Source organism: Thalassolituus alkanivorans (assembly GCF_020447205.1).
GTDB classification, from domain to species: Bacteria; Pseudomonadota; Gammaproteobacteria; order Pseudomonadales; family Oceanobacteraceae; genus Venatoribacter; species Venatoribacter alkanivorans.
The window spans coordinates 366637-389725 of sequence record NZ_JAJAEL010000039.1; the positions used below are offsets into that span (position 1 = coordinate 366637).

Sequence of the window (23089 nt, forward strand, 5' to 3'; positions counted from 1 at the left end):
CATCGATTAATGCTGCAGTTTGGAATGACACAATGTCACTCAAACATGTGGAACGGTAGCGGTGATCAGGTAGTTTTCACAAGTCAGTAATTACCTATTAAAAGGCTGCCCTGCGGAACCTGAAGAGCAGCCTGGCAGTCAAGAACGGTTAACCCGCACTGCGCAGTAAATCGGCCACACCAGCGCGGACTTCGGCGACCAGTTCGGCCTCATCAAGGCCGCAGACCTGACCGTTGTTTACCACCACGCGGCCATTAATCAGCGAATACTTTACGCTCACCGGTTCTGCACATAGCAGTGGTGCAATCACTTCGCTGTGTACACCGGCAAAACGCGGTGAGCCGATATCGTACAGCACCAGATCGGCGGCTTTGCCGACGGCAATATCGCCACAGTTATTCAGCCCTAATAATTGCGCACCGTTATGGCTGCCCCAGCGGATAATCTGTTCGGCATGAGTCGCATCGGCACCGTTAACAGCGCGGTGTAAAAGCCAGGCGAGATTCAGCTCCTGAATCATGGAGCCGGATTCGGCCGATGCTGAGCCATCCACGCCGAGGGTGATGTTCATTCCTGCATTCTCCATTGCCAGCGCCGGAGCAATACCGCTGCCGAGACGACAATTGGAGGTCGGACAATGGGCAATGCCGGTACCGCTGGCGGCCAGTTGCTGGATGGTGTATTCGTCGCTTTTGACCAGGTGCGCGAACCACACATCGTTCCCTAACCAGTCGCAGCTGGCGGCGTAATCGATGGCGCGCTGGCCATATTTTTCCTGTGCCTGAATATCGTCAAAACTGACCTCGAGTAAATGCGAGTGCAGTTTTAATTGCCGCTCCCGTGCCCAGGCCGCCAGCGTGCGTAAATCATCGGCTGTGGCGGAATGTACCAGGCTGGTGGGAGCAACAACTAAGCGGCGCATGGCGTTATCGCCGGCCTGATGATATTGCCGGTAGCTACGCTCCATCCGCTGCATTAGCAGCTCAACACTTTCCGGCTGAATACCGTGTTTAAGCATACCTTTATGGCTGCCCTGTACGGTGGCGCTGCCACGGCAAAGTACCAAACGGATTCCTAACTCGTCGGCCGCGGCCCATACAGCGTCTTCCACTTCCGGGCTGGAACCTGCATGGTACAGATAATGATGATCGGCACAGGTGGTTGCGCCAGAGCGCAGCAATTCATAAAGACCGAGACGTGCGGCGTGATACATTAATTGCGGTGAAATTTTCGGCCAGAAACGATAGGGCACTGACCCCAGCCAATCGCCTAACGCCTGATTTAAACCTTCGGGCACGCCTTTTAAAACAGATTGCGCCAGATGATGGTGGGTATTCACCAGCCCCGGCCAGACCACACAGCCGGTGGCATCAATAATCTGTTCGTCATCTGCGGGCAGCAGCTGTGTGCCGATTTCACAGATAAGGCCATCGCGGATACGGATATCGCCTGCGGCCTGCTGGCTTTTATTGCCAGCAGCGGTATTCGGGGAGGATGATTCGGGCGCAAAGAAAATAGCGCGGGCATTACGGATCAGGGTATTCATTCGGGCTCCTTTAAACTGCAAAGAGCAATGTCCCGGAGGCTGATGCCTGTCCTGACCGCTTATACTCTTGAAACTTTTACGGCAACGTTTTTTAAATTTTAAACAAAATGGTTTTATTACCCGGTTAAAATTATCGCAATCCCCTGTGCTTTTCCAACTTTTTTATGAGGTTTTTCTACTCATTTTTTTTATATCAGAATGTTCCGTTTTCGTGCGCAGAAATAAAGCATCCGTCTGTTTGTTGCCTGTCTTTGGTGCAAATCCGGCGCGGTCTTTGCGCTTAACCTCAGTATTCACGCGATAAGGACGGTTGGCACAACGGTTGCTAAAAATATTTTGTACATGTTTTGAGTAGAAGCAGTCAGGGATTGAAGACAACGTCAATCCACGGGTCATTGCTCACTGTACGGCGGATAGTTATCTGTGGACGAAGACGGACGCAGGGCTGCCGGCGCAGTGAAGACAGTGGTGATGACGACAGTAGTAATAAAAAAATCTGCAGGTTAAGTCCGGATAATTGTACTCAGCCAATAACGATTGCGCAGATACTCAGCATGATCACGCCTTTTCTTTTCTGCCCGCCCCCGGCGTTGCCTATTCTCCATCGATAACTGCCTGATCGGTCCGGCAAGCAGCAGTAGCTGTTTGCTCTCATACTCAGGAGTGAACGATGAAAAAAACAGTGAATAATCCTATTAAATCCCCGACTGTACGGCAGCGCCTGTTACCGCTGCTGGGGCTGGCTTTATCGTTAACCAGCATGACAGCGCTGGCGGCAGATAAGGTCAGCTTTCAGCTGGACTGGTTGCCGGGTGGCGATAAAGCGCCGGTCTATGTTGGTTTGCAGCAGGGCTTCTTTGCTGAACAGGGGCTGGAAGTTAAGGTGGCTCAGGGGCGTGGCTCCCACGATGCCATTACCAAGCTGGCAACCGGTAATGCGGATATTGGGTTATCGGATCTGGTGGCTTTATTGCAGGCAAAAGCGGCGGAAGAGGTGCCGGTGTCGGCGGTTTATTCGGTATTTTCAGAAGCGCCACATGCGTTTTACGTGCGCAGCGATTCCGGTATTAACAGCGTCGCCGATGTTGCCGGTAAAAAAATAGCCACTTCGCCTTTTACCTCATCCAATGTGTTTCTGCCGTTACTGCTGGATGTTAATAAGGTGGATGAAACTTCCATCAAGTTACTGAAAGCCGATCCGGGAGCGCTGAATCCGATGCTGCTGACCGGTAACACCGATGTGGTGATTTCCTGGATTACCGATGCCGAAGTCTATAAATCTCAGGCAAAAGAGGCTGGAAAAACCCTGAATGTACTGCCCTGGTACGACGCTGGGCTGGAATTTTATTCCACCGCCCTGATTGCCTCCGAGCGCTTTTTACAGGAGCGTCCGGATGTTGCTAAGCGCTTTATAAAAGCCTATGCCAAGGCCATTGATTTTACCTTTAAACATCCGGCAGAAAGTGCGGCTGCGGTTAAGGCTGCAGTGCCAGAAGTGGATACCGTGGTAGCGGAAGCAACCATTCGCTCGATCAATGGCCTGGTCTATAACGCTGCCAGCAAGAAGGCCGGGCTCGGGCAGTTTGATACCGAACGGCTGGCAACAACCTGGAGCTGGACGGCCAAAGCACAGGGGCTGGATATCAACAGCTTTGATCCTGAGCAGGCAATTAAGCGGGACTTTATACCGGAAACCAGCCTCAGCAGCGCTGAATAAACAATTTTAATCTGGAGTATAAGCAGCAGGACAGTAAGCTCTTTGCTCATGCTGTCCCGGCATTGCTCCATGGTCTCTGCGCAGACAGCGGAATATTCCGCCGTCTGCTGCAGTTAACTGACTCTGGAGAATCAGATATGAATAACGTAATCAATAATTCAACCAGCAATACAATCACGACAACTGACAGCCGTTATGGTCTTCAGGAACTGAATTTTGAACGTACCATCGGTGGTATGGGGCTGGAGAATAATGAACGCACCATTCCGCTCATTGATTTAACTGATTTTGAAATCCGCCGTGCTGAAATTCGTGAACAGCTGTGGCTGGCAGCAACGGATACCGGTTTTTTTCAGCTGATTAATCACGGTATCGATGTTGAAAAAGTGCGCGAGGCTTTTGCGCTGTCGGAGCAGTTTTTTGCGTTAAGTGCAGAAGACAAAGCCCGCTTTCCGTTAAAAGAAGGCCTGAATGCCGGCTGGGAATTTATGGCGCAGGTTCGCCCGTCGACCGGCACCGCCGATCAGAAGGAGTCGTATCAGGTAACGCTGCCACATATGGATAATCTGTGGCCGGATCAGACGCTGGTACCTGAATTTCAGCGGGTGATTCTTGATTTTGAACAGCGCGCCTGGCAGCTGGGCATGCAGGTTTTATCCTGCTTTGCCGAGAAGCTGGGATTTGCTCAGGGCTTTTTTACTCAGGCCCACCGACGCGACTCGGCCGAATATCAGAGCACGTTGCGGCTGCTGCATTATTTACCGCTGGCTGAGGGGGCAGTTGCCGAGGCGGGTATCTGGCGTGCCGGTGCCCATACCGATTTTGACTGCCTGACCATGGTCTTTCAGAAAACCGGGCAGGGCGGCCTGCAGGTTTGTCCGGGCAAAGAAGCGCTGCAGAATCAGGAATGGACCAGCGTGGTTCCACAGGATGACATCATTACCTGCAATATCGGCGATATGCTGATGCGCTGGAGTGATGACAAGCTGAAATCAACCCTGCACCGGGTGCGTATGCCGAAACCCGATGAAGCCCGTGGGCCGCGTTACAGCATGGCGTTTTTCTGTCAGGCCAATAAGGATGTGATGATCCAGGGGCCGGAGAAAAAGTACGAAGCGATTTCCGCCCGTGACTATCTGCTGCAGCGCATTAACGCCAACTTTTCGGCCGTTCAGGCTACTGAAACGCAGAAATAACCTTCTGCCGCTGTAAAATATCCGGCCGTTGAGTGGCCGGATACCTGTCTCCTGAATGTCGTTCTTAATAGACTTGTCATAAATTCAGGCGCTCTGCATGTCGGTTATGACAGGATTCTATATAATTTTTTGGATTGATAAATTCTCTTATATCTCTTCTGATTCTTTCGCTGCCTTCAGTTTTATTCCTGATCTTTACTTTCTTTACTATCCAGTCTGTATATTAATCCGATGATTTTACTCAGGTTTTTCTCCGGCCGAATAAGTTGGCCGGAAACGTCATAGAATGAATCCAGATAACCAAGCCTTATTTAGCGCCAATGGTTATTAATCCGGGCGAAATATCAGCCTGCAGCGTATTTTGTCTTATTGAGCTTATTTCGGCTTAACGTCTTTACTGTATAAAAAACAACGAGGGACTGGTCGCGCCTTGCTGCACCAGAAATCAATAACAGCAGCAACGTGTGACCGGCCCTGCATAAATGGATGTTGTGGCGGAGGTGGTTATGACGGGAGTCTGGCTCAACCGGATTTGGCATGCCGTGTTATGGATACCTGTCGTCTTTTTCAGTCATCCGTTGCTGGCCAAAAATCTTTACGGCGACAGCAATCTTAATCTTCCCGTTGGCGTTACCCATATGAGCCGCGAAGTGTATTCGCTGCATATGATCATTTTCTGGATCTGTGTGGTCATTGCCGTTGTTGTGTTCGGCGTGATGTTCTGGTCGCTGATCCGCTACCGTAAAAGCAAAGGCGCAAAGGCTGCTCACTTCCACGAAAATACTCTGGTAGAAATACTCTGGACGGCAATTCCTCTGGTGATTCTGGTAGTGATGGCGATACCGGCAACGGCCACACTGCAAAAGATTTACGACACCAGCGAAGCGGAAATGGATGTCATGATCACCGGCTATCAGTGGCGCTGGCATTATGAATATTTAGGGCAGGATGTCAGCTTTTTCTCCAACCTGGCGACCCCTCCGGAACAGATTGATGGGCGTGAGCAAAAAGGTGAGAACTATCTGCTGGAGGTCGATCAGCCGCTGGTGCTGCCGGTCGATACCAAAGTCCGCCTGTTGCTGACCTCAAACGATGTTATTCACTCCTGGTGGGTGCCGCAGCTGGCGGTTAAAAAAGATGCTATTCCGGGCTTTGTAAATGAAAACTGGACCAGAATAGACGAACCCGGAATTTACCGTGGGCAGTGCACCGAATTGTGCGGCCGTCTGCATGGTTTTATGCCCGTTACGGTTAAAGCGGTCAGTAAAGAGGATTACCAGATCTGGTTGGCGGAACAGAAACAGCAGGCTGTTGAAAAGGCGGCTGGCAACGAACGCGAGTGGACGTTGCCTGACCTGATGGCTCAGGGCGAAACGGTTTACAACACCTATTGTGCTGCCTGCCATATGGTTAATGGGCAGGGGATTCCACCGGCATTTCCGGCGCTGGCCGGCAGTCCGCTTACGACCAAAGCTGAAGGTCGGGCCACGCATATTGAGCTGGTGCTTTATGGCAAGGCAGGCACCGCAATGGCGGCCTTTGGCAGTACCTTATCGGCTGCAGATCTTGCTGCCGTTATTACCTATGAACGTAACGCTTTTGGCAATAACACCGGTGATGTTGTGCAACCCGCCGAGATCAAACAACAGCTTAAGCCAACGGAATAATCCGCGGAAAACACGCAGGCCGATACGCGGTATAAAAAGATGGAACACTGATGAGGTGAGTCATGACAAGCAACAGTTACAGCAGCGCAGAAGGGCACATTCATGAGCCACCACTCCGTGGAATTAAACGCTGGTTGCTGACAACCAATCACAAAGAAATCGGCAGCCTCTATCTGATTTTTTCTCTGGTGATGTTTTTTATTGGCGGCACTATGGCGCTGGTTATCCGTGCTGAACTTTTTCAGCCGGGTTTGCAACTGGTGCAGCCGGAATTTTTTAACCAGATGACCACTATGCACGGTCTGATTATGGTGTTTGGTGCGGTGATGCCAGCCTTTGTCGGACTGGCTAACTGGATGGTGCCCCTGCAGATCGGTGCACCGGATATGGCCTTACCCCGTCTGAACAACTTCTCTTTCTGGTTACTGCCTTTGGCGTTCTCGTTGCTGTTATCGAGCCTGTTTATGGAGGGGGGCGGTCCTAACTTTGGCTGGACGTTTTATGCCCCGCTGTCGACAACCTATGCTCCGCCATCGACTAACTTTTTTATTCTGTCGATTCATCTGGCCGGTATCAGCTCCATTCTGGGGGCCATCAATATTATCGCCACCATTCTGAATATGCGTACTCCGGCGATGAAACTGATGGATATGCCACTCTTTGTCTGGACCTGGCTGATCACCGCCTTTTTATTGCTGGCGGTAATGCCGGTGCTGGCCGGTGTGGTCACCATGATGTTACTGGATATTAATTTCGGCACCAGTTTCTTTAATGCCGCCGGTGGTGGTGATCCGGTGCTGTTCCAGCATCTGTTCTGGTTTTTTGGCCATCCGGAAGTGTACATCATGATTTTGCCAGCTTTTGGTATTGCTTCCATGATTGTGCCGACCTTTGCCCGTAAGCGTTTATTCGGTTACCGCTCTATGGTGTATGCCACCGCATCCATTGCCATTCTGTCGTTCGTGGTCTGGGCACACCATATGTTTACCGTGGGACTGCCTTTGGCGGCGCAACTGTTTTTTATGTACGCGACCATGCTGATTGCGGTACCGACCGGGGTAAAAGTATTTAACTGGGTCGCCACGTTATTTCATGGTTCTATCAGTTTTGAAGTACCGATGCTGTTTACCCTGGCTTTTATTGTGCAATTTACGATTGGCGGTTTATCCGGTGTGATGCTGGCGATAGTGCCGGCGGATTATCAGTATCACGATACCTATTTCGTGGTGGCACATTTCCATTATGTTCTGGTTCCCGGCGCGGTCTTCGCAATTATTGCCGGTGTCTATTACTGGCTGCCGAAGTGGACCGGATTTTACCCGGACGAAACCCTCGGCCGCTGGCATTTCTGGCTGTCGGTAATTGGCGTGAACTTAACCTTCTTCCCGATGCACTTTTCCGGGCTGGCGGGTATGCCTCGGCGCATCCCGGATTACGCCCTGCAGTTTGCTGATTTTAATCTGCTGTCTTCCCTTGGTGGTTTCCTGTTCGGCATGTCGCAGTTGTTGCTGATCTGGGTGGTTGTGCGTTGCGTACGTGGTGGCAAGCCAGCACCGGATAAAGCCTGGGAAGGTGCCGAAGGGCTTGAATGGCAGGTGCCCAGCCCGGCACCTCTGCATACCTTTTCCACGCCACCGGAATTTATTCCGGAACGTGACTCGCCAGGACGGGCATAAGCATGAGCAGCCTGCCTTTAAATCGTCAGCAGCAGGGCATACGCCGAACCCTGTGGTGGCTGTTGCTGATGCTGGCAGGCAGTGTGGCTTTTACGGTGGCACTGGTGCCTCTTTACGATGTGTTTTGCGAACTGACGGGCATTAATGGCAAGGGCGTTAATTCTGCCCGGGTATTGCAGTCCACAGGAATCGATCAGCAACGCAATATTGAGGTGCAGATGATTACCCGCACTGCTGCGGGAATGGATTGGCATTTTTCTGCCACGCTGAGCCATAAAGCGGTACATCCGGGAGAAATTCATCAGATGTGGGTCCGTATGCAGAATCTGGGTAATACAACAGGGCGTGCACGGGCAGTGCCCAGTCTTAGTCCGGCCGAAGCCTCAAATTATTTTCTGAAGCTCGAGTGTTTTTGTTTCGACGACCAGCAACTGGCTGCCGGAGAAAGTCTGGAAGTGCCGGTGGTCTTTCAGATCCGCTCGGACTTACCCGAAGATCTGCACCGGCTGACGCTGGCCTATACCCTGTATCCGCAAACAGGCCCCTGAAATCAGGACCGGGAGGTTGCAATGAGTGGTTCCTATTACGTACCGGCCAGCAGTAAATGGCCGATTCTGATGGTGGTTGTGCTGGCTCTGCTGGTAATCGGAGCCGGTTCCAGTCTCAGCTTTGGCCATGGCTTTGGTCTTTTTCTGGCGGGCATGGTTGGCGTGCTGGTGATGATGTTTGTCTGGTTCCGCGATGTCATTCATGAATCACGCAGTGGCCTGTACGATGCACAAATGGACCGTTCTTTCCGCATGGGGATGGCCTGGTTTATTTTTTCTGAGGTGATGTTTTTTGCCGCCTTTTTCGGCGCCTTATTTTATATCCGTGTGTTTGCACTACCCTGGCTGGACGGTGAAGGTGAAAAAGGTATCAGTGCATTGTTATGGCCGGATTTCAGCGCCAGCTGGCCGCTGTTAAAAACACCATCGGATGCCTTTACCGGCCCGGCAGAAGTGATCGACCCCTGGCATTTACCCTTGCTTAATACGGTGTTGCTGGTCAGCTCCAGTATCACGCTGACCATCGCCCACCATGCCCTGAAAAATGATCAGCGCAACAAAACCAAACTATGGCTGCTGCTTACCCTGATTCTGGGCTTTGTGTTTCTGGTTGTGCAGGGCATTGAATATGTTGAGGCCTATACCCAGCTGGGGCTGACCTTACAGGCCGGTGTTTATGGCGGCACCTTCTTTTTACTTACCGGTTTTCATGGCCTGCACGTCACGTTAGGGGCCTGTGTGTTAACCGTCATTTTGCTGCGTGTATGGCGCGGTCATTTTTCATCGCGCTCACATTTTGGTTTTGAGGCGGCCAGCTGGTACTGGCATTTTGTCGATGTGGTGTGGCTGGGATTATTTATTTTTGTCTACGTTGTCTGAGGCATCGCTTCAGCAACATGACGCTCAGTCGGGTAATTGCCCGGAATAAAATCCGTAAAGCAATAAGGTTAACAGCACCACCGCAATACAGACCCGCCAGGTCAGCGAAGTCAGTACCCGCTGTGAACGTGAACCGTCACTTACCAGAAATCCGGCGGCGGCAAGCAGGCTGATCAGCATAGCGGCAAATAACAACAGGATGGCGAGCTTAAGCATGGCGATTCCTCAGGTTGTGATAACAACAGTACTCAGCACAGCAGATAAACGCGCGCGCAGCAAACAGCGCTGGCGTATTTCTGTCTGGTGGGGCGGCTGGTTATTGCTGGGGGCTATGGGTCTGGGGCTGGCTAACTGGCAATGGCAGCGGGCAGAAGAAAAACGCCAATGGCAGACTGCCCCGCGGGTGGCTGAAGTTAATCCGCAAAGCCTGCCGCAGATGAATCAGACACTGCAATTACAGGGTATTTTTTATCCGCAATTTAACCGCTGGCTGGATAACCGCACGCTGAATGGTCAGGTCGGGCTGGCGCTGATTACTCCTTTGCAAAGTACCGATGGCCGCTGGTGGCTGGTGGACCGTGGTTTTGTGGCAACGGCTGGCAGCCGCGCACCACAACCCTGGCCGGATACCGCTTTAACACCGCAGCATCTGCAGGGGTACTGGCAGCCTCTGGAGGGAAGGCGCGGCTTATTACTCGGCGCTAACGATGATGGTCAGCGTATTCAGCAGCTGCGTACCGATGTCTGGCCGCAACTGGATTTGCAACCCGGCGTACTGCATCTGGATAACGGCAGCAGTGGCCGCTGGTGGCAGCCGCTTGGCGTCAGCCGTGAGCGGCACCTGGGTTACGCCGCTCAATGGCTGTTACTGGCACTGGCGGCACTGGCTCTGGCCTGGCGTTACCGGCCAAAGCTGAAAGCTCAGCGGGTGCGGGTCTGCACTCTGAAGGCAAAAAGGAGGTGGCTGTGAGTAACCGCGTAAAATTACTGTTATTGCTGGGATTATTAATGGCTCCCGTGCCGGCGGCACTGGCGATGTGGTACTGGCAGATTGGCATTCCTGAAGCACGCGTCGCGCATGGTGAGCTGGTACCGGATATTCCGCCGCTGAGTCAGTGGGCGCTGACTCCGGCCCCGGCGCTGCAGGATGGGCGCTGGCATTTGCTGTACCGCTGCACCTCGGCGCCCTGTGATCTGGATGACAGTTTATGGCGCTTACACCGCACGCTGGGACGCGATGCTCCGCGTCTGCAGCGCTGGCAGCTGAGTGGTACACAGCCGCAGAGTGAACCGGCGGAGAGCGCGGTTGGCGAACATACCTTACCTCCCGGCGGTCAGCGTCTTGTCTGGCAGGCTCCGGCCGCTCTGACGCAGGATATCTGGCTGGCCGATCCGCAGGGCAATATCGTGCTGGCTTATAACGCTGACAGCAGCATCAAAGACATTCTGCGGGACGTGCGCTATCTGTTCAGGCGCAATCCGCTCAGCAGCATGCAGGCGGAAACTCTGGCGCTGCAATCCGCCGGGCATAACAGCCACCTCCTGCCGGAGAAGTACTATGAATAATCTGAAAACAGTGCGCACGCTGGCACTGCTGGCCGCCTTTATGGCTTTTACGGTGGTGATGCTGGGCGCGGCAACCCGTTTACTGGATGCGGGTCTGGGCTGTCCTGACTGGCCGGGCTGCTATGGCCGCTTAGTCGTACCGCAGGCTCATATCGCTGCGCAATTTGCACCCCACGCACCGCTCGAAGCAGAAAAAGCCTGGATGGAAATGATTCACCGTTATCTGGCTGCTTCGCTTGGGCTGCTGGCCATATTGCTGGTGTTCTTCAGCTGGCGCGCCCGCACTCAGGTACCGGGGCTGCTGCGCTGGACATCGTTATTGCTTGCTCTGGTTATTGTACAGGGCGCCTTTGGTGCCTGGACTGTGACCCTGAAGCTCTGGCCCCAGGTGGTGACCCTGCATCTGCTGGGGGGCTTCAGTTGCCTGCTCTTGTTCAGTTTTATTGCCTGGCGGGTGCATCAGCCAGAAGCTGGTGCAGTGTCCAGCGCAGTAAAGCAGGTGCCGACGGCGCGGCGGCCGCGGATGCTGTGGCTGGCACTGTTGTTACTGGTATTGCAGATTGCTCTGGGTGGCTGGACATCGAGTAATTATGCCGGCATTGGCTGTATGGGTTTCCCCACCTGTAATGGCCAGTGGTGGCCGGAGATGGATTTTTCCAGCGCCTTTCACCTGACTCAATCAATCGGTCCTGATTATTTATATGGCCAGCTGCATGCCAGCGCGCGCAGTGCGATCCAGTGGACACACCGGCTGGTGGCGCTGGCGCTGGGGCTGACCTTGCTGGTGCTGTACTGGCAGGCGCAGCGCAGTGAGCAGAGGGGTGTGGTTCTCTGTTGTCTCGGTCTGTATCTGCTGCAGGTGGGGCTGGGAATTATTCTGGTGGTCTGGTCGTTGCCATTTCCACCGGCGTTATTGCATACCGCCGGTGCGGCGTTATTGCTGCTGGCCATGGTGTATTGCGCCCTGATCTGGCCACGACAAAGCGAGCCGGTAAATCAACGGCAGAAAACCTGGCATCTGGCGGAGGAAGTGATATGAGCAGTCTGGTATTAGCAGAAAAAAGCAGCCGGCAGTCAGTCCGCCCGCAGTGGCGTGATTTCTGGGAGCTGGGTAAGCCGCGGGTGGTGCTGGTGATGCTGGTCTGTGCTTTGGTCGGCATGGTTCTGGCGACACCGGTATTGCCGGATATCGGGCGGGTGATATATGCCACGCTGGGTATCGCTATGGCAGCGATGGGAGCGGCGGCCTTTAACCATTTGCTGGATCAGCGGCTTGACCGTTTAATGCTGCGCACGTCAAAACGTCCGTTGGCACAGGGACGTATTCCGCCCTGGCAGGCAGCGCTTTATGCCAGCCTGTTGTCACTGCTGGGGCTGAGTCTGTTATGGCTTGAGGTGAATCCGCTGACTTCAGTGCTGACCGCGGCTGCATTGCTGGGTTATGCGCTGATTTATACCCGCTTTTTAAAACACGCCACGCCACAGAATATTACCATCGGCGGACTGGCCGGAGCCGCGCCACCGTTACTCGGCTGGACGGCAATCACCAATCGTGTGGAAGCCGATGCATTGCTGCTGGTACTGATTATTTTTGCCTGGACGCCACCGCATTTCTGGGCGCTGGCGATTCATAAACAGGATGAATACCGCCGTGCCGGAGTACCCATGTTGCCCATTACCCATGGTGAAGGTTTTACCCGTTTGCAGATATGGCTGTATGCCTGGCTGACAGTGGTGATGACGCTGATGCCTTACGTCAGCGGTATGTCGGGGCTGGTGTATCTGTTGTTGATCGTGCCGTTAAATATCCGCTTTATGCAGATTAACTGGCGGGTATGGCGCGCCACCTCGGCGCAGGCGCCGATTCAGGCGTTCTGGTTTTCGATCCGCTATATTCTGTACTGCTTTGCGGCGTTGTTGCTGGATCATTGTCTGCCGGTTTTCTGAGCTCATAGCATGATTGTTTAATCGTTTATTGCGCCTGCAACCGGGCGACCGCCCCTTTGATCCACAGTGCCAGCTCGTCGGCTGGCATATGTGGGTCAAGAACCCCCAGTATCTGACCATAACTGCTGCTCAGTAATAATTGTGCTGAGTGATCCATACTGTATCCCATGGCGCCTTCCTGTTCGGCTTTGCGGTAATAAATGCCGAAAAATTTTGTCAGTTGCAGCAGTTGTTCTGCATCGGGTTGAACACCAAGAATGGCGGCATGAAAGTGGCGGGTATAGGGCCGCAGTACATCAATGGTATCGCGCTCGGGATCAACGGTAATAAACAGAGGTTGTACCAGTTGTACGGTTTCGGGTGGTAATAGCTGCAGGACTTTACTGACGTTCATCAGGGTCGTTGGGCAGACATCCGGACAATGGCTGAAACCGAAAAACAGCAGCAGAAGCTGATTATCAAAGTCGCTTAAGCGCCGCTCGCCTGCGGTTGTGTTTAAACTCAGCTGGCGCAGTTGTTCAGCTTCGCCGCGGGTCTGGGGCAGGGGAGAGAACTGATTGCCGGCCGTGGGAGAATTGTCGCAGGCGCTCAGTAATAACAACGTCAGTATTAACCATCCTTTGCGCATACCGCCTCCTGATGACGTTTTATGGCCTGCATCAGGTATAGCAGATTAAACCCCGCCAGGTATGACAGGCGTACGGATTAAGCCGTTATTCTGCCGCTGTCCTGAAGCTCCTTAAGATTTTGCATCCATCAGAATCTGCAGTGCCTGCAGACGTTTTTCCCGGTCAAAAATATCGTTGGTGAACATTAATTCATCTGCGGGTATCTGGCTGACCAGTGCCTGCAGCTTGGACTTAATACTGGCGGCACCACCTGTGACTGACAGTGCCAGAAAAGCATCGACCTGAGCTTTAATCTGCGGATTCCAGAGACCTTCCATGCTTTCTACCGGCGGTGGCAGATAGAGTGGTTGTCCCTGCATTAACGCCATAATCCGCTGCTGACTGCTGGTGGCGAGAAAACGGGCTTCATCGTCGCTGGCGGCAGCGATGAGTGGCAGGCAGAGAATGACATGTGGTTTCTGCAATGTGGCGGAAGGCTGAAAACGATGGCGGTAAAGGGCGATCGCCTCACGCGCCAGACGTGGAGCAAAGTGCCCGGCAAAGGCATAAGGTAAACCGCGCTCGGCGGCCAGCTGGGCGCTGAACAGGCTGGAGCCCAGCAGCCAGATTTCTACCGCACTGTCGGCGCCGGGGTAAGCTTTAACGCGTTTGTGCGCGCCATCGGCTCCCAGCAGGGTTTGTAATTCTTCCACTTCCTGCGGGAAATGTTCGGCGCGCATATCGTCACGGCGTAAGGCCCGGCTGGTCAGCGGGTCGGTACCGGGAGCACGGCCAAGGCCAAGGTCAATACGGCCGGGGTACAGCGCATCCAGTGTGCCGAACTGTTCGGCGACAATAAGCGGCGGGTGATTGGGAAGCATAATGCCCCCGGAGCCAACGCGGAGACGTTGCGTGCGTGCTGCGACCTGACCAATCAGCACCGCGGTGGCACTGCTGGCGACCCCTTCCATATTGTGATGCTCGGCAAGCCAGAAACGGTTAAAGCCCAGCGTGTCGGCATGTTGGGCATAATCGAGCATAGAGGCCAGCGTCTGCGCCACCGTAAAACCCTGTGGCACCGATGCCAGCTCCAGCAGCGAAAAAGGAATATCTGCCAGTGAGGTCATAATGTGGCCCGCCATGAATGCAATGAAAGGCTCACAGAGTGCCACAGGCGCCGGGCAGGTACAGCCTGTTATCCGGGAAAGCTTTGTTGCATGCAGGCAACGGTGGTGTGACAGCAGAGTGTCTGTCTGTATGGATGCGTCCAACTGACACCCCATAAACAGGGTATTTATCTTCGTACTATTCGCCGGGCAGCGTGTGCGCCGCTATTGGGATGTACTGGTTTTGCTATCGTTCCATTTCTTCGAATAAGCATTTTAGCCACTGGTAAGCCTGATCGAGTCTGGGGTCGTTGCTGCCTTTCGGGTACACAAACCAGAATGACCGGTTCAGGTTTACCCGAATATCAAACGGCTGTACCAGACCATTTTTCGCCATCCACTTATTAATCGTTGGAAAAATACCCAAGGCGACCCCGACCCCCTCACACGCCAGTTTGATCGCAGCCAGGTAGGAGTCACACAGAACAGGTTCCTGCTCTGGTAAGCGATCAGAACCCCAGAAATAGGGCCCCCATGTATCCATATCGGGCAGAGAATAAAGCAAACGGTTCTGATACAAAGTATCCGGAGACATATCGGCATGCTGAGATAAATAGGTCTCACTGCACACAGGGGACACCGACCCCTTCGCCAACAGCCGGGCCTCAAGGTCGGGCCAGTTACCTTCACCAAAGCGCACCGCAGCATTCATCTGATGGAGAGCGAAGTCGACGTAGGATACGCGGGCATCCAGACGCAGTTCGGTATTGGGAACATACTGAGAAAACCGCAGATAATTCGGCATGATGACTTCCTGTGCCACAAACAACGAAGCACTGAGGTGAAACACTTTGTCATCGAACTGACGTTTAAACTGAATATAGCCCTGCTGGTGGCGGTTCAGGATGTCGCTGGCCAGAGCAAAATAATACTCGCCTTCGCGTGTGAGACTGAGGCGCCGGGTATGACGATGAAAGAGTGGCTTGCCCAGCCAGGCTTCGAATGCCTTCACCTGTTGTCCTACCGCCGGGGCCGTTACGCACAGCTCATCAGCTGCCCGTTTAAAGCTCAGATGACGGGCGGCTGCCTCGAATACGGGTAAATACTGGATCGGCGGTGTCTGGCGATAGTGCATGCTATGGAAAACTTATTCTTTTCTAAAAACCTATTATTTGCTGTTTGTCGGCTTGTTATCAATAGAATATATTTTTCTGCCGAATTGATAGCCAAGGTTTCCTATGATTGCTCCACTGTATATAGCCATTTTTTCACTGATGTTTACCCTGTTAAGTTTTCGCGTGATTCGCCTGAGGCAGACTGCCCGGGTGGCCATTGGCGATGGGGGAGACAAAGCTCTCAGAAGAGCCATTCGGGTACATGGCAACTTTGCGGAATACGTACCGCTGGCATTGATTCTGATTTTTGCCGCGGAATCACTGGGGATGAGTGCGGTATGGATTCATGGATTGTGTCTTGCGTTATTGATTGGACGTCTGTTGCACGCTTACGGTGTTAGCCAGGTGAAAGAGCCTTTGCTGTTCCGCCAGTTAGCGTTATCAATCAATGGCCTTGTTATGATCATCGCTTCTGTATGGCTTATTACCCGCTATTTATAAAAATTAAAAAGGGCCTTTTGGCCTTTTAATTCACTACCGGAGTCGCAAGTGAAAGCTGTGTAGAAAAGCCGGAGCAGATGACTTGATAAAAAAGTGCCCGCCGGGAAGCGGGCAATGCTGTAAATGATCAGCCAGCGGTATAGTGAGAGTGGAAGTGCGGCCCGCAGGCCGCAGGTAAGATCAGAAGAAACCCAGCGGGCTGGTGCTGTAGCTGACCAGCAGGTTCTTGGTCTGCTGATAATGCTCCAGTGCTTTTTTGTGGGTTTCGCGGCCGATACCGGATTTTTTATAACCACCGAAGGCGGCGTGTGCCGGATAGGCATGGTAGCAGTTGGTCCAGACCCGGCCGGCCTGAATATTACGTCCCATGCGGTAAGCCAGATTCATATCACGCGTCCAGACGCCGGCACCCAAACCAAACTCGGTATCGTTGGCGATGGCCAGTGCCTCGGCTTCGTCTTTAAAGGTGGTCACGCTGATTACCGGGCCGAAAATTTCTTCCTGGAAAATGCGCATATCATTTTTGCCGTACAGCATGGTTGGCTGAATGTAATAGCCTTTGCTGAGATCGCCGTTTAACGCTTCGGCATTACCGCCGAGCAGTACCTTGGCGCCTTCGGTTTTACCAATGGCAATGTAATTCATAATGCGTTCGTACTGTTCTTCCGAGGCCTGAGCACCAACCTGTGTGTCGGTATCCAGCGGGTTACCACGGATGATTTTTCCGGCACGGGCCACGACCATTTCAATCAGATCGTTATAAATACTCTCCTGAATCAATGCACGTGACGGACAGGTGCAGACTTCACCCTGATTAAAGAAAGCCAGAGTCATACCCTCAACACATTTGCTCAGGTAATCATCTTCGTGCTGCATCACGTCGGAGAAATAAATATTCGGTGATTTTCCACCTAATTCTACGGTGCTTGGAATTAATAAATCGGCGGCGCATTTCAGAATATGCTGACCCACCGGAGTGGAGCCGGTAAAGGCAATTTTGGCAATACGCTGGCTGGTGGCCAGCGCCTGACCGGCTTCTTCGCCGATGCCATTGACAATATTCAGTACGCCGGGTGGCAGCAGGTCGCCGATCAGCTCCATTAATACCAGAATGGATGCCGGGGTTTGCTCTGCCGGTTTCAGTACCACACAGTTACCACCCGCCAGTGCCGGGCCGAGTTTCCAGGCGGCCATTAACAGCGGGAAGTTCCACGGAATAATCTGACCAACAACCCCGAGTGGTTCATGAATATGGTAAGCCACGGTGGTTTCGTCGATTTCGGCCATGGTGCCTTCCTGCGCACGCAGACAGCCGGCGAAATAACGGAAGTGATCCACCGCCAGCGGGATATCGGCGGCCAGGGTTTCGCGTACCGCTTTGCCGTTATCCCAGGTTTCGGCTACGGCCAGCATTTCCAGATTCTGTTCCATACGGTCGGCAATGCGCAGCAGAATATTGGAGCGTTCGGTAGCGGAGGTCTTACCCCAGGCCGCTGCCGCATTGTGGGCTGCATCCAGTGCCAGTTCGATATCGGCGCCATCGGAACGTGGCACCTGACAGAACACCTGACCATTGACCGGGCTGATGTTGTCCATATAGCGGCCGTTAACCGGTTTAACCCAGTCACCACCGATGTAGTTCTGATACTGGCTTTTAAAGCTGACGACCGAGCCGGTCTGTCCGGGGTTGGCATAAATCATGGCGTTCTCCTTGTTATTGTTCACACGCAAGCCTTGGACTTTTGTCTGGGCTTAGCGGGTTGTGTGAGTTCAGGCTATGTGATCTGATGATTAACCACTTGCCTGAGCGTCTGAATGACTGTGCTGAGCGTCCATGCTGCTCAGTCTCAGCCGGAAATTTTGTCAGCGACAGACATAAGGCATGGCCGGTAGGCCCGCATAACAAGCAGATAAAAAATAATTAAAACCAGGGCCTGTTAACACTAAGTGAATCGGGCCTGCTGAGAGCCAGTTTTTCTCAGAACAAGGAGAGAGGAGTGATATTAGCGGGCTAAATGAATGACGAACGACGAAGTTAATGAGGAAAACTGGCCTCAGCCCGAAGGGTTATGGCTAAAAATCCCTCATCCAGCGTTGCTGTTCGTTCGCTTAACCCGTTAGGCCACACTCTCAGCGCCTTGTTTGAGAAATTTTTAGCCAATAACAGGCCTGTTTAATTAGTGTTAACAGGCCCTAAGAGATACCGCACAAATGTCAGCGGTAACAGGAGGTCAGAATGCGCGATTCAGGTCTGGCAGCTCAGGCGGCGTTTAACCGTCGTAATCTTGTTCGTGGTTCTGGCCCGCAGCAGCTGGTGGAAAACCGCACGGTCTTTGCCAGTCATGGCGCTGAACTGTCAATCTACGACACTTTTGCCTCTGCAGAAAAAGTCCGCCTCGATGCGGAAGAAATTCTTTACTGCGGCATGATCAGCGGCAAAAAAGTACTGCACGGTAAAAATCATTTTAATTCGGCTTTTTTACCCCATGAATCTTTTGTCATGGCGCCGGGTGAAACCGTTGCCATTGATTTCCCCGAGGCCACTCTCGATAACCCGACCAGCTGTTTAACCCTGGGTATCAGCCGTGAGCGGTTGCGTGATGTCTGTGATCAGCTCAATCAGAAAAATCCGTTACCGAAAGAACTGGGCAGCTGGCGACCGCATGATGATCATGTGCTGCATCTGTTTCATACCGAGGCAACGCAACAATTACTGGAACGTATCGTCGGCAGTTTTGTGCATAACGATGATGACCGTGATCTGGTACTGAACCTGGGCGTTACTGAATTACTAACACGTATGCTGCGCCAGCAGGGGCGTAATTTTTTACTGAATTGCGCGCGCCATGACCCGACCTTAAATGGTCTGACGGAAACGGTTCGTTATATTGATGATCATCTGGCGGAAACCGTCGATATTGAGCAACTGTGCCGTGTTGCCTGCATGTCGCGCAGTAAGTTTTATCAGCAGTTCCGGCATGTGATGGGGACCGGGCCGATGGAATATATCCAGCAGCGCCGCCTTGAGCGGGCGCGGGAATTACTGCAGAGCGGCCGTTCTGTTACAGAAGTCTGCTATGACGTCGGCTATGTGAATGCCAGCCACTTTACCCGCCGTTTTCATCAGCAGTATGGTGTGTCGCCCAGAGATTATTTAAAACTGCATCAGGTTAAGATGGTTTCTGCCTGAAATCTTTTAGAGCCTGTTTAATTAGTGTTAACAGGCCTTGGCCACTTTGCGGAAAATCACCACCCTCGGACTGTCACGCCAGACAATCTCCAGATCATAATGCCGGGCAATCCAGTCCGGCGTTTTTTCCTGCATAAACACCACATGAGTCGGGTCGCGGGTGTAATGCCAGCGCGAAAAATATTCTGCATCTGCCCAGCGGCTGGTCATTAAACCGAGATAACCACCTTCAGGTAATAGGCCACTCAGCCTGCTCAGCTCAGCGTGCGGATTATGAAAATGTTCAAAGCATTCGGTGGCGGTAATAACATCGTACTGACTGCGTAACTGGGCAGGAAAGAAAAACGGATCGTAGTTATCGCAGGCAATACCTGCAGCCGCCAGCAGTTTTGATAATGTTGGCCCCGGCCCGCAGCCGTAATCGAGTGCCTGCATGCCCGGTGTTAATAATGGCAGCAGAGGTGTCAGCAGGTGCTGCAGAAACTGCACATAACCGGCATCTTCAATGCTGTTTTCATGGGTGGCGTAATAGGCTTTTTCGTCATCCGCACTCAGCCATTGCTGTGGGTCGGCAAAGGCCAGTGAGCATTGACTGCAGCTGAAGTAACGGCGTTTATCTGCCCCCTGAAGTTGCTGGTGCGGACCCTGATCAGAGCACAGGGGGCAGGGCTGGGTGCAGGGTTGATTCATGCGGATTCCTTCGGTTTGAGAGAGCGCGTCGACAGGGAGGTGGGCGGCAATATAACACTGCGCCAAGAGTGCGGCGATGGTGGAACGAAGGGAACAATATAAACCCTGATCAGATAAACCCCAGCCAGATAAACCCCAGCCAGATAAACCCCGGCCAGGGCAGGCTGGCCGGGGATGTTTTACCTCTCAGGCGCTGCGCAATTGCTGGTTGCTGTGCAGTAACCGGCTCAGTGCGGCGATCAGGATGCTGATTTCTTCCGGACTGATCGTCAGTGCCGGTAACAGGCGGATAACTTTCTGCCGTGTGACATTAATCAGCAGGCGCTCTTCCAGAAGCGCACGTCTGGTCAGGTCCGGAATCGCTTCTTTCAGCTCAATACCCACCATCAGTCCGAGTCCGCGGATGGCAGCGACCTGAGGATGGCCGGCCAGCGCCCGGGTTAGTCCGTCCAGTAATTGTTGGCCCAGTTCTGCCGCCCGTTCGGCCAATTGATCACGCTGCATAATAGTGGCCACGGTGTGACCGACGCGGCAGGCCAGCGGATTGCCACCAAAGGTTGAACCGTGCTGCCCCGGCGCAAACAGGTTTGCTGCCGCACCGCGGGCGAGGCAGGCACCAATCGGCAGACCATTGCCCAGGCCTTTGGCAAGGGTGATCACATCCGGTTGAATACCGGCATGCTGATAACCGAAGTGGCGTCCTGTGCGGCCCATGCCGGTCTGCACCTCGTCGATCATCAGCAGCCAGTTATTGGCCCGGCACAGGCGCGCCAGCGCCTGTAAATAATGACTGTCTGCCAGTCGCACGCCGCCTTCGCCCTGCACGGTTTCCAGCAGCACGGCACAGATCTGAGGGTTGCCATCCAGCGCATTCAGGGCCGCGCTGTCATTCAGTGGCAACCGCAGAAAGCCCGGTACTAAAGGCTCAAAACCCTGCTGCGCGGCCGGATTTCCGCTGGCGGTCAGGGTGGCCAGGGTGCGGCCATGAAATGCACCGTCCATAACCACAATCTGCGGTGCTGTAATCTGCCGCTGGCGGGCATGCAGGCGTGCCAGCTTGATGGCGGTTTCGTTGGCTTCCGCACCGGAATTACAGAAAAACGCTTTCTCCATACCCGTCAGGCTGCACAGTGTGGCGGCGAGGGTTTCCTGCCAGGTTACACCGTACAGGTTGGAGCTGTGCATCAGGGTGGCGGCCTGAGCGCTGATGGCTGCGGTAATTTCCGGGTGAGAGTGCCCCAGATTGGTTACCGCGACACCGGCCAGACTGTCGAGATACTGATTGCCCTGATCGTCCCACAGGCAGCTGCCTTCGCCGCGTACAAAATGAACCGGCAGGCGCTCATACACCGGCATTAAACAGGCTGAACTCATACTTTCTGATCCGTTGCATCTTCATTGTAAGGTTGATAAATCACTTCCCGGCTGATCAGGCGGATGCCCTGACGCGAGGATTCAATAATGCGTTTTTCGTCGCTGGCGACCATCACTTCGGTGCGGAAACCGGCCTCCTGTGGAAAGCGGCTGCGGATCTGCTGTATCAGTTCATGCCCGGTATTGGCTGCCGATTCAAACTGGCCCAGCAGGCTCTGGTTCTGCCAGAGCAGGATCTTAAACTGGCTCATGGGTGTAATGTCTGTGTTGATCAAAGGCTTCGGCCTGGCCCAGCCAGGTATGAAATATACGTACCCCCAGCATCTGCAGGCGCGGCCCGTGCTGGCGTGCCTGCTGGCGGATATCGGCCAGCGCAATGCCGGCTTGCTGCAGCTCACAGCAATGGCCAATCAGCCACTGCTCAATGCGGCGGTAATCGGTTTCCAGATGAAACTGCAGCGCCAGACCATAGTCGCCGAGGGCAAATGCCTGCTGTGGGCACAGCGCCGAAGAGGCCAGTAACCGGGCTTCGGCAGGCAGCGAATATTGCTCACCGTGCCAGTGCAGTACCGGGCACTCTTTAAGCACAGCCAGTGCCGACTCCAGTCCCTCAGCACTGAGCTGAATATCGCCATAACCGATTTCTTTGTGCCCCATCGGCTGTACCGTGCCGCCCAGCGCTTTGACCATCAGCTGGGCACCAAGACAGATGCCCAGCGTTGGCCGTTGCAGGGTCAGACGTTGCTGCAGCAGCTCTGTTTCACGCGCCAGAAAGGGGTAATCCTGACCGTCATTGGCGCTGATTGGCCCGCCGAGTACGACCAGCAGATGCGCCTGCAGCAGGGCATCGTCATCAAGAAAATCAACGCCGGCATCGTAGTAGTCGATCAGATAGCCGCGCTCAATCAGCACGCTTTCCAGAATACCCAGCCCTTCAAAGGCCAGGTGGCGGATAACACAGGCTCGTTTCATCATGTCAGGCTCCTGTTTGTTCAGGCCAGTAGTAGCTGTCGGGAAGCGCCCGCGGACCAAAGATGGCCTGACCAACCCGGACGGTGGTCGCGCCTTCGTGGATCGCCAGTTCAAAATCGGACGACATTCCCATGGATAATTCATACAGCTGATCGCCATAGCTCAGCTGTTGCTGCATCTGCTGCAGCTGTTGGCGCAGCAAAACAAAGCAGCGGCGGATACGTTGCTGATCGGTGGTCAGCGCGGCCAGCGTCATCAGGCCTTTTACCCGCAGGGTAGGAAAGGCTGTGAGCTGGCGCATAAAGGTTTCCAGCTGTGCCGGTTCGAGGCCGTATTTGCTGGCTTCGCCGGAGGTATTAACCTGCACCAGCACATCCAGACAGCGTTCTTCACGGCTCAGGCGTTTATCCAGTTCGGCGGCCAGACGCAGGCTGTCGAGAGCCTGAAATTCGCTGGCAAAGCGGGCAACGATACGGGCCTTATTGGTCTGCAGATGACCGATGACTGCCCAGCGCAGATCCGTCAGGTCGGTGGTGCTCTGCGCTTTGCTCCAGGCTTCCTGCACCTTGTTTTCGCCCAGCAGGGTGCAGCCAGCGGCGTGAGCCATACGGATACGTGCCAGATCCACGGTCTTGCTGACCGGCAGCAGACGGACGCTGTCGGGCTGGCGTCCGCTGTGTTCACAGGCCTGCCGGATACGGGCGTTTACGGCCGCCAGATTGCGCTGCAGATCGTCACTGCTGAAAACCGGGCGGAAGCCCTGGCTGGTGGTCGCGGTATGGTTCAAGCCT

Annotated in this window: 23 protein-coding genes; 12 read left to right on the top strand and 11 right to left on the bottom strand. The window is 53.8% G+C overall.

The features are described from left to right. Positions 1-148: 148 nt before the first annotated feature. Positions 149-1546: an amidohydrolase family protein gene (locus LGT44_RS17110; RefSeq protein ID WP_230332750.1), complete on the bottom strand. Its 1398-nt coding sequence runs from the start codon at positions 1544-1546 to the stop codon at positions 149-151. Positions 1547-2216: 670 nt separating this feature from the next. Between LGT44_RS17110 and LGT44_RS17115 the strand changes: the two genes are divergently transcribed. The 6 genes from LGT44_RS17115 to LGT44_RS17140 all read left to right on the top strand — a co-directional run bounded on the left by LGT44_RS17115 (position 2217) and on the right by LGT44_RS17140 (position 9229). Further along, on the top strand, positions 2217-3263 hold the full coding sequence (locus LGT44_RS17115; protein WP_230332751.1) for an ABC transporter substrate-binding protein: 1047 nt from the start codon (positions 2217-2219) through the stop codon (positions 3261-3263). Between the two features lie 137 nt (positions 3264-3400). After that, the gene (locus LGT44_RS17120) at positions 3401-4459 is read left to right on the top strand and encodes an isopenicillin N synthase family dioxygenase (RefSeq protein ID WP_230332752.1); all 1059 of its coding nucleotides are present in this window, start codon (positions 3401-3403) and stop codon (positions 4457-4459) included. A 551-nt stretch (positions 4460-5010) separates the two neighbouring features. Beyond that, a complete protein-coding gene (gene coxB / locus LGT44_RS17125; RefSeq protein WP_456243410.1) occupies positions 5011-6126 on the top strand; it encodes a cytochrome c oxidase subunit II in 1116 nt (371 codons plus the stop codon). 62 nt (positions 6127-6188) lie between these two features. Next, positions 6189-7802: a cytochrome c oxidase subunit I gene (gene ctaD / locus LGT44_RS17130; protein WP_230332754.1), complete on the top strand. Its 1614-nt coding sequence runs from the start codon at positions 6189-6191 to the stop codon at positions 7800-7802. 2 nt (positions 7803-7804) lie between these two features. After that, positions 7805-8350: a cytochrome c oxidase assembly protein gene (locus LGT44_RS17135; protein ID WP_230332755.1), complete on the top strand. Its 546-nt coding sequence runs from the start codon at positions 7805-7807 to the stop codon at positions 8348-8350. Positions 8351-8371: 21 nt separating this feature from the next. Further along, positions 8372-9229: a cytochrome c oxidase subunit 3 gene (locus tag LGT44_RS17140; protein ID WP_230332756.1), complete on the top strand. Its 858-nt coding sequence runs from the start codon at positions 8372-8374 to the stop codon at positions 9227-9229. A gap of 24 nt (positions 9230-9253) precedes the next feature. Here LGT44_RS17140 and LGT44_RS17145 read toward each other — a convergent pair whose 3' ends face one another. Further along, on the bottom strand, positions 9254-9445 hold the full coding sequence (locus tag LGT44_RS17145; protein WP_230332757.1) for a DUF2909 domain-containing protein: 192 nt from the start codon (positions 9443-9445) through the stop codon (positions 9254-9256). On the opposite strand from LGT44_RS17145, the gene LGT44_RS17150 reads away from it, so the two are divergent. Genes LGT44_RS17150 through LGT44_RS17165 form a run of 4 tightly spaced genes read left to right on the top strand, consistent with a single transcriptional unit; the run spans position 9444 to position 12742 of the window. Then, positions 9444-10199: an SURF1 family protein gene (locus tag LGT44_RS17150; RefSeq protein WP_230332758.1), complete on the top strand. Its 756-nt coding sequence runs from the start codon at positions 9444-9446 to the stop codon at positions 10197-10199. The genes LGT44_RS17145 and LGT44_RS17150 overlap by 2 nt on opposite strands. Beyond that, positions 10196-10795 carry a hypothetical protein gene (locus tag LGT44_RS17155; protein ID WP_230332759.1) on the top strand — a complete coding sequence of 200 codons (600 nt, stop codon included), beginning with the start codon at positions 10196-10198 and terminating at the stop codon, positions 10793-10795. The genes LGT44_RS17150 and LGT44_RS17155 overlap by 4 nt, the downstream gene beginning before the upstream one ends. Continuing rightward, positions 10788-11834: a COX15/CtaA family protein gene (locus LGT44_RS17160; RefSeq protein WP_230332760.1), complete on the top strand. Its 1047-nt coding sequence runs from the start codon at positions 10788-10790 to the stop codon at positions 11832-11834. Before LGT44_RS17155 ends, LGT44_RS17160 begins: the two co-directional genes overlap by 8 nt. Beyond that, positions 11831-12742 (top strand): heme o synthase, encoded by a 912-nt coding sequence (locus tag LGT44_RS17165; RefSeq protein ID WP_230332761.1) that lies wholly within the window; start codon positions 11831-11833, stop codon positions 12740-12742. Before LGT44_RS17160 ends, LGT44_RS17165 begins: the two co-directional genes overlap by 4 nt. A 25-nt stretch (positions 12743-12767) precedes the next feature. On the opposite strand, the gene LGT44_RS17170 is transcribed toward LGT44_RS17165, so the two are convergent. The 3 genes from LGT44_RS17170 to LGT44_RS17180 all read right to left on the bottom strand — a co-directional run bounded on the left by LGT44_RS17170 (position 12768) and on the right by LGT44_RS17180 (position 15591). After that, a complete protein-coding gene (locus tag LGT44_RS17170) occupies positions 12768-13370 on the bottom strand; it encodes an SCO family protein (RefSeq protein ID WP_230332762.1) in 603 nt (200 codons plus the stop codon). A 111-nt stretch (positions 13371-13481) separates the two neighbouring features. Beyond that, positions 13482-14477, bottom strand: coding sequence for an LLM class flavin-dependent oxidoreductase (locus tag LGT44_RS17175; protein ID WP_230332763.1), 996 nt, complete (start codon positions 14475-14477; stop codon positions 13482-13484). Between the two features lie 226 nt (positions 14478-14703). Next, positions 14704-15591 carry a LysR family transcriptional regulator gene (locus LGT44_RS17180; RefSeq protein WP_230332764.1) on the bottom strand — a complete coding sequence of 296 codons (888 nt, stop codon included), beginning with the start codon at positions 15589-15591 and terminating at the stop codon, positions 14704-14706. Positions 15592-15694: 103 nt separating this feature from the next. On the opposite strand from LGT44_RS17180, the gene LGT44_RS17185 reads away from it, so the two are divergent. Then, positions 15695-16072: an MAPEG family protein gene (locus LGT44_RS17185; RefSeq protein WP_230332765.1), complete on the top strand. Its 378-nt coding sequence runs from the start codon at positions 15695-15697 to the stop codon at positions 16070-16072. A gap of 180 nt (positions 16073-16252) precedes the next feature. Here LGT44_RS17185 and exaC read toward each other — a convergent pair whose 3' ends face one another. Next, complete coding sequence (gene exaC, locus LGT44_RS17190) at positions 16253-17773, bottom strand: acetaldehyde dehydrogenase ExaC (RefSeq protein WP_145466783.1); 1521 nt, start codon at positions 17771-17773, stop codon at positions 16253-16255. Between the two features lie 535 nt (positions 17774-18308). On the opposite strand from exaC, the gene LGT44_RS17195 reads away from it, so the two are divergent. Continuing rightward, complete coding sequence (locus tag LGT44_RS17195) at positions 18309-19262, top strand: helix-turn-helix domain-containing protein (protein ID WP_230332356.1); 954 nt, start codon at positions 18309-18311, stop codon at positions 19260-19262. A 27-nt stretch (positions 19263-19289) separates the two neighbouring features. On the opposite strand, the gene LGT44_RS17200 is transcribed toward LGT44_RS17195, so the two are convergent. From LGT44_RS17200 to LGT44_RS17220, 5 genes are all read right to left on the bottom strand, one after another. Continuing rightward, entirely contained in the window at positions 19290-19952 is a 663-nt protein-coding gene (locus LGT44_RS17200; RefSeq protein WP_230332355.1) for a class I SAM-dependent methyltransferase, read from the bottom strand. A 186-nt stretch (positions 19953-20138) separates the two neighbouring features. Next, entirely contained in the window at positions 20139-21326 is a 1188-nt protein-coding gene (locus tag LGT44_RS17205; protein ID WP_230332354.1) for an aspartate aminotransferase family protein, read from the bottom strand. Beyond that, positions 21323-21577 (bottom strand): hypothetical protein, encoded by a 255-nt coding sequence (locus LGT44_RS17210; protein WP_230332353.1) that lies wholly within the window; start codon positions 21575-21577, stop codon positions 21323-21325. Before LGT44_RS17210 ends, LGT44_RS17205 begins: the two co-directional genes overlap by 4 nt. Then, positions 21564-22301, bottom strand: coding sequence for a glutamine amidotransferase (locus tag LGT44_RS17215; RefSeq protein WP_145466544.1), 738 nt, complete (start codon positions 22299-22301; stop codon positions 21564-21566). Before LGT44_RS17215 ends, LGT44_RS17210 begins: the two co-directional genes overlap by 14 nt. A 1-nt stretch (position 22302) precedes the next feature. Then, positions 22303-23089, bottom strand: a 787-nt coding sequence (locus LGT44_RS17220; protein ID WP_328296357.1) for a YggS family pyridoxal phosphate-dependent enzyme, incomplete at its 5' end; no start/stop codon positions are given.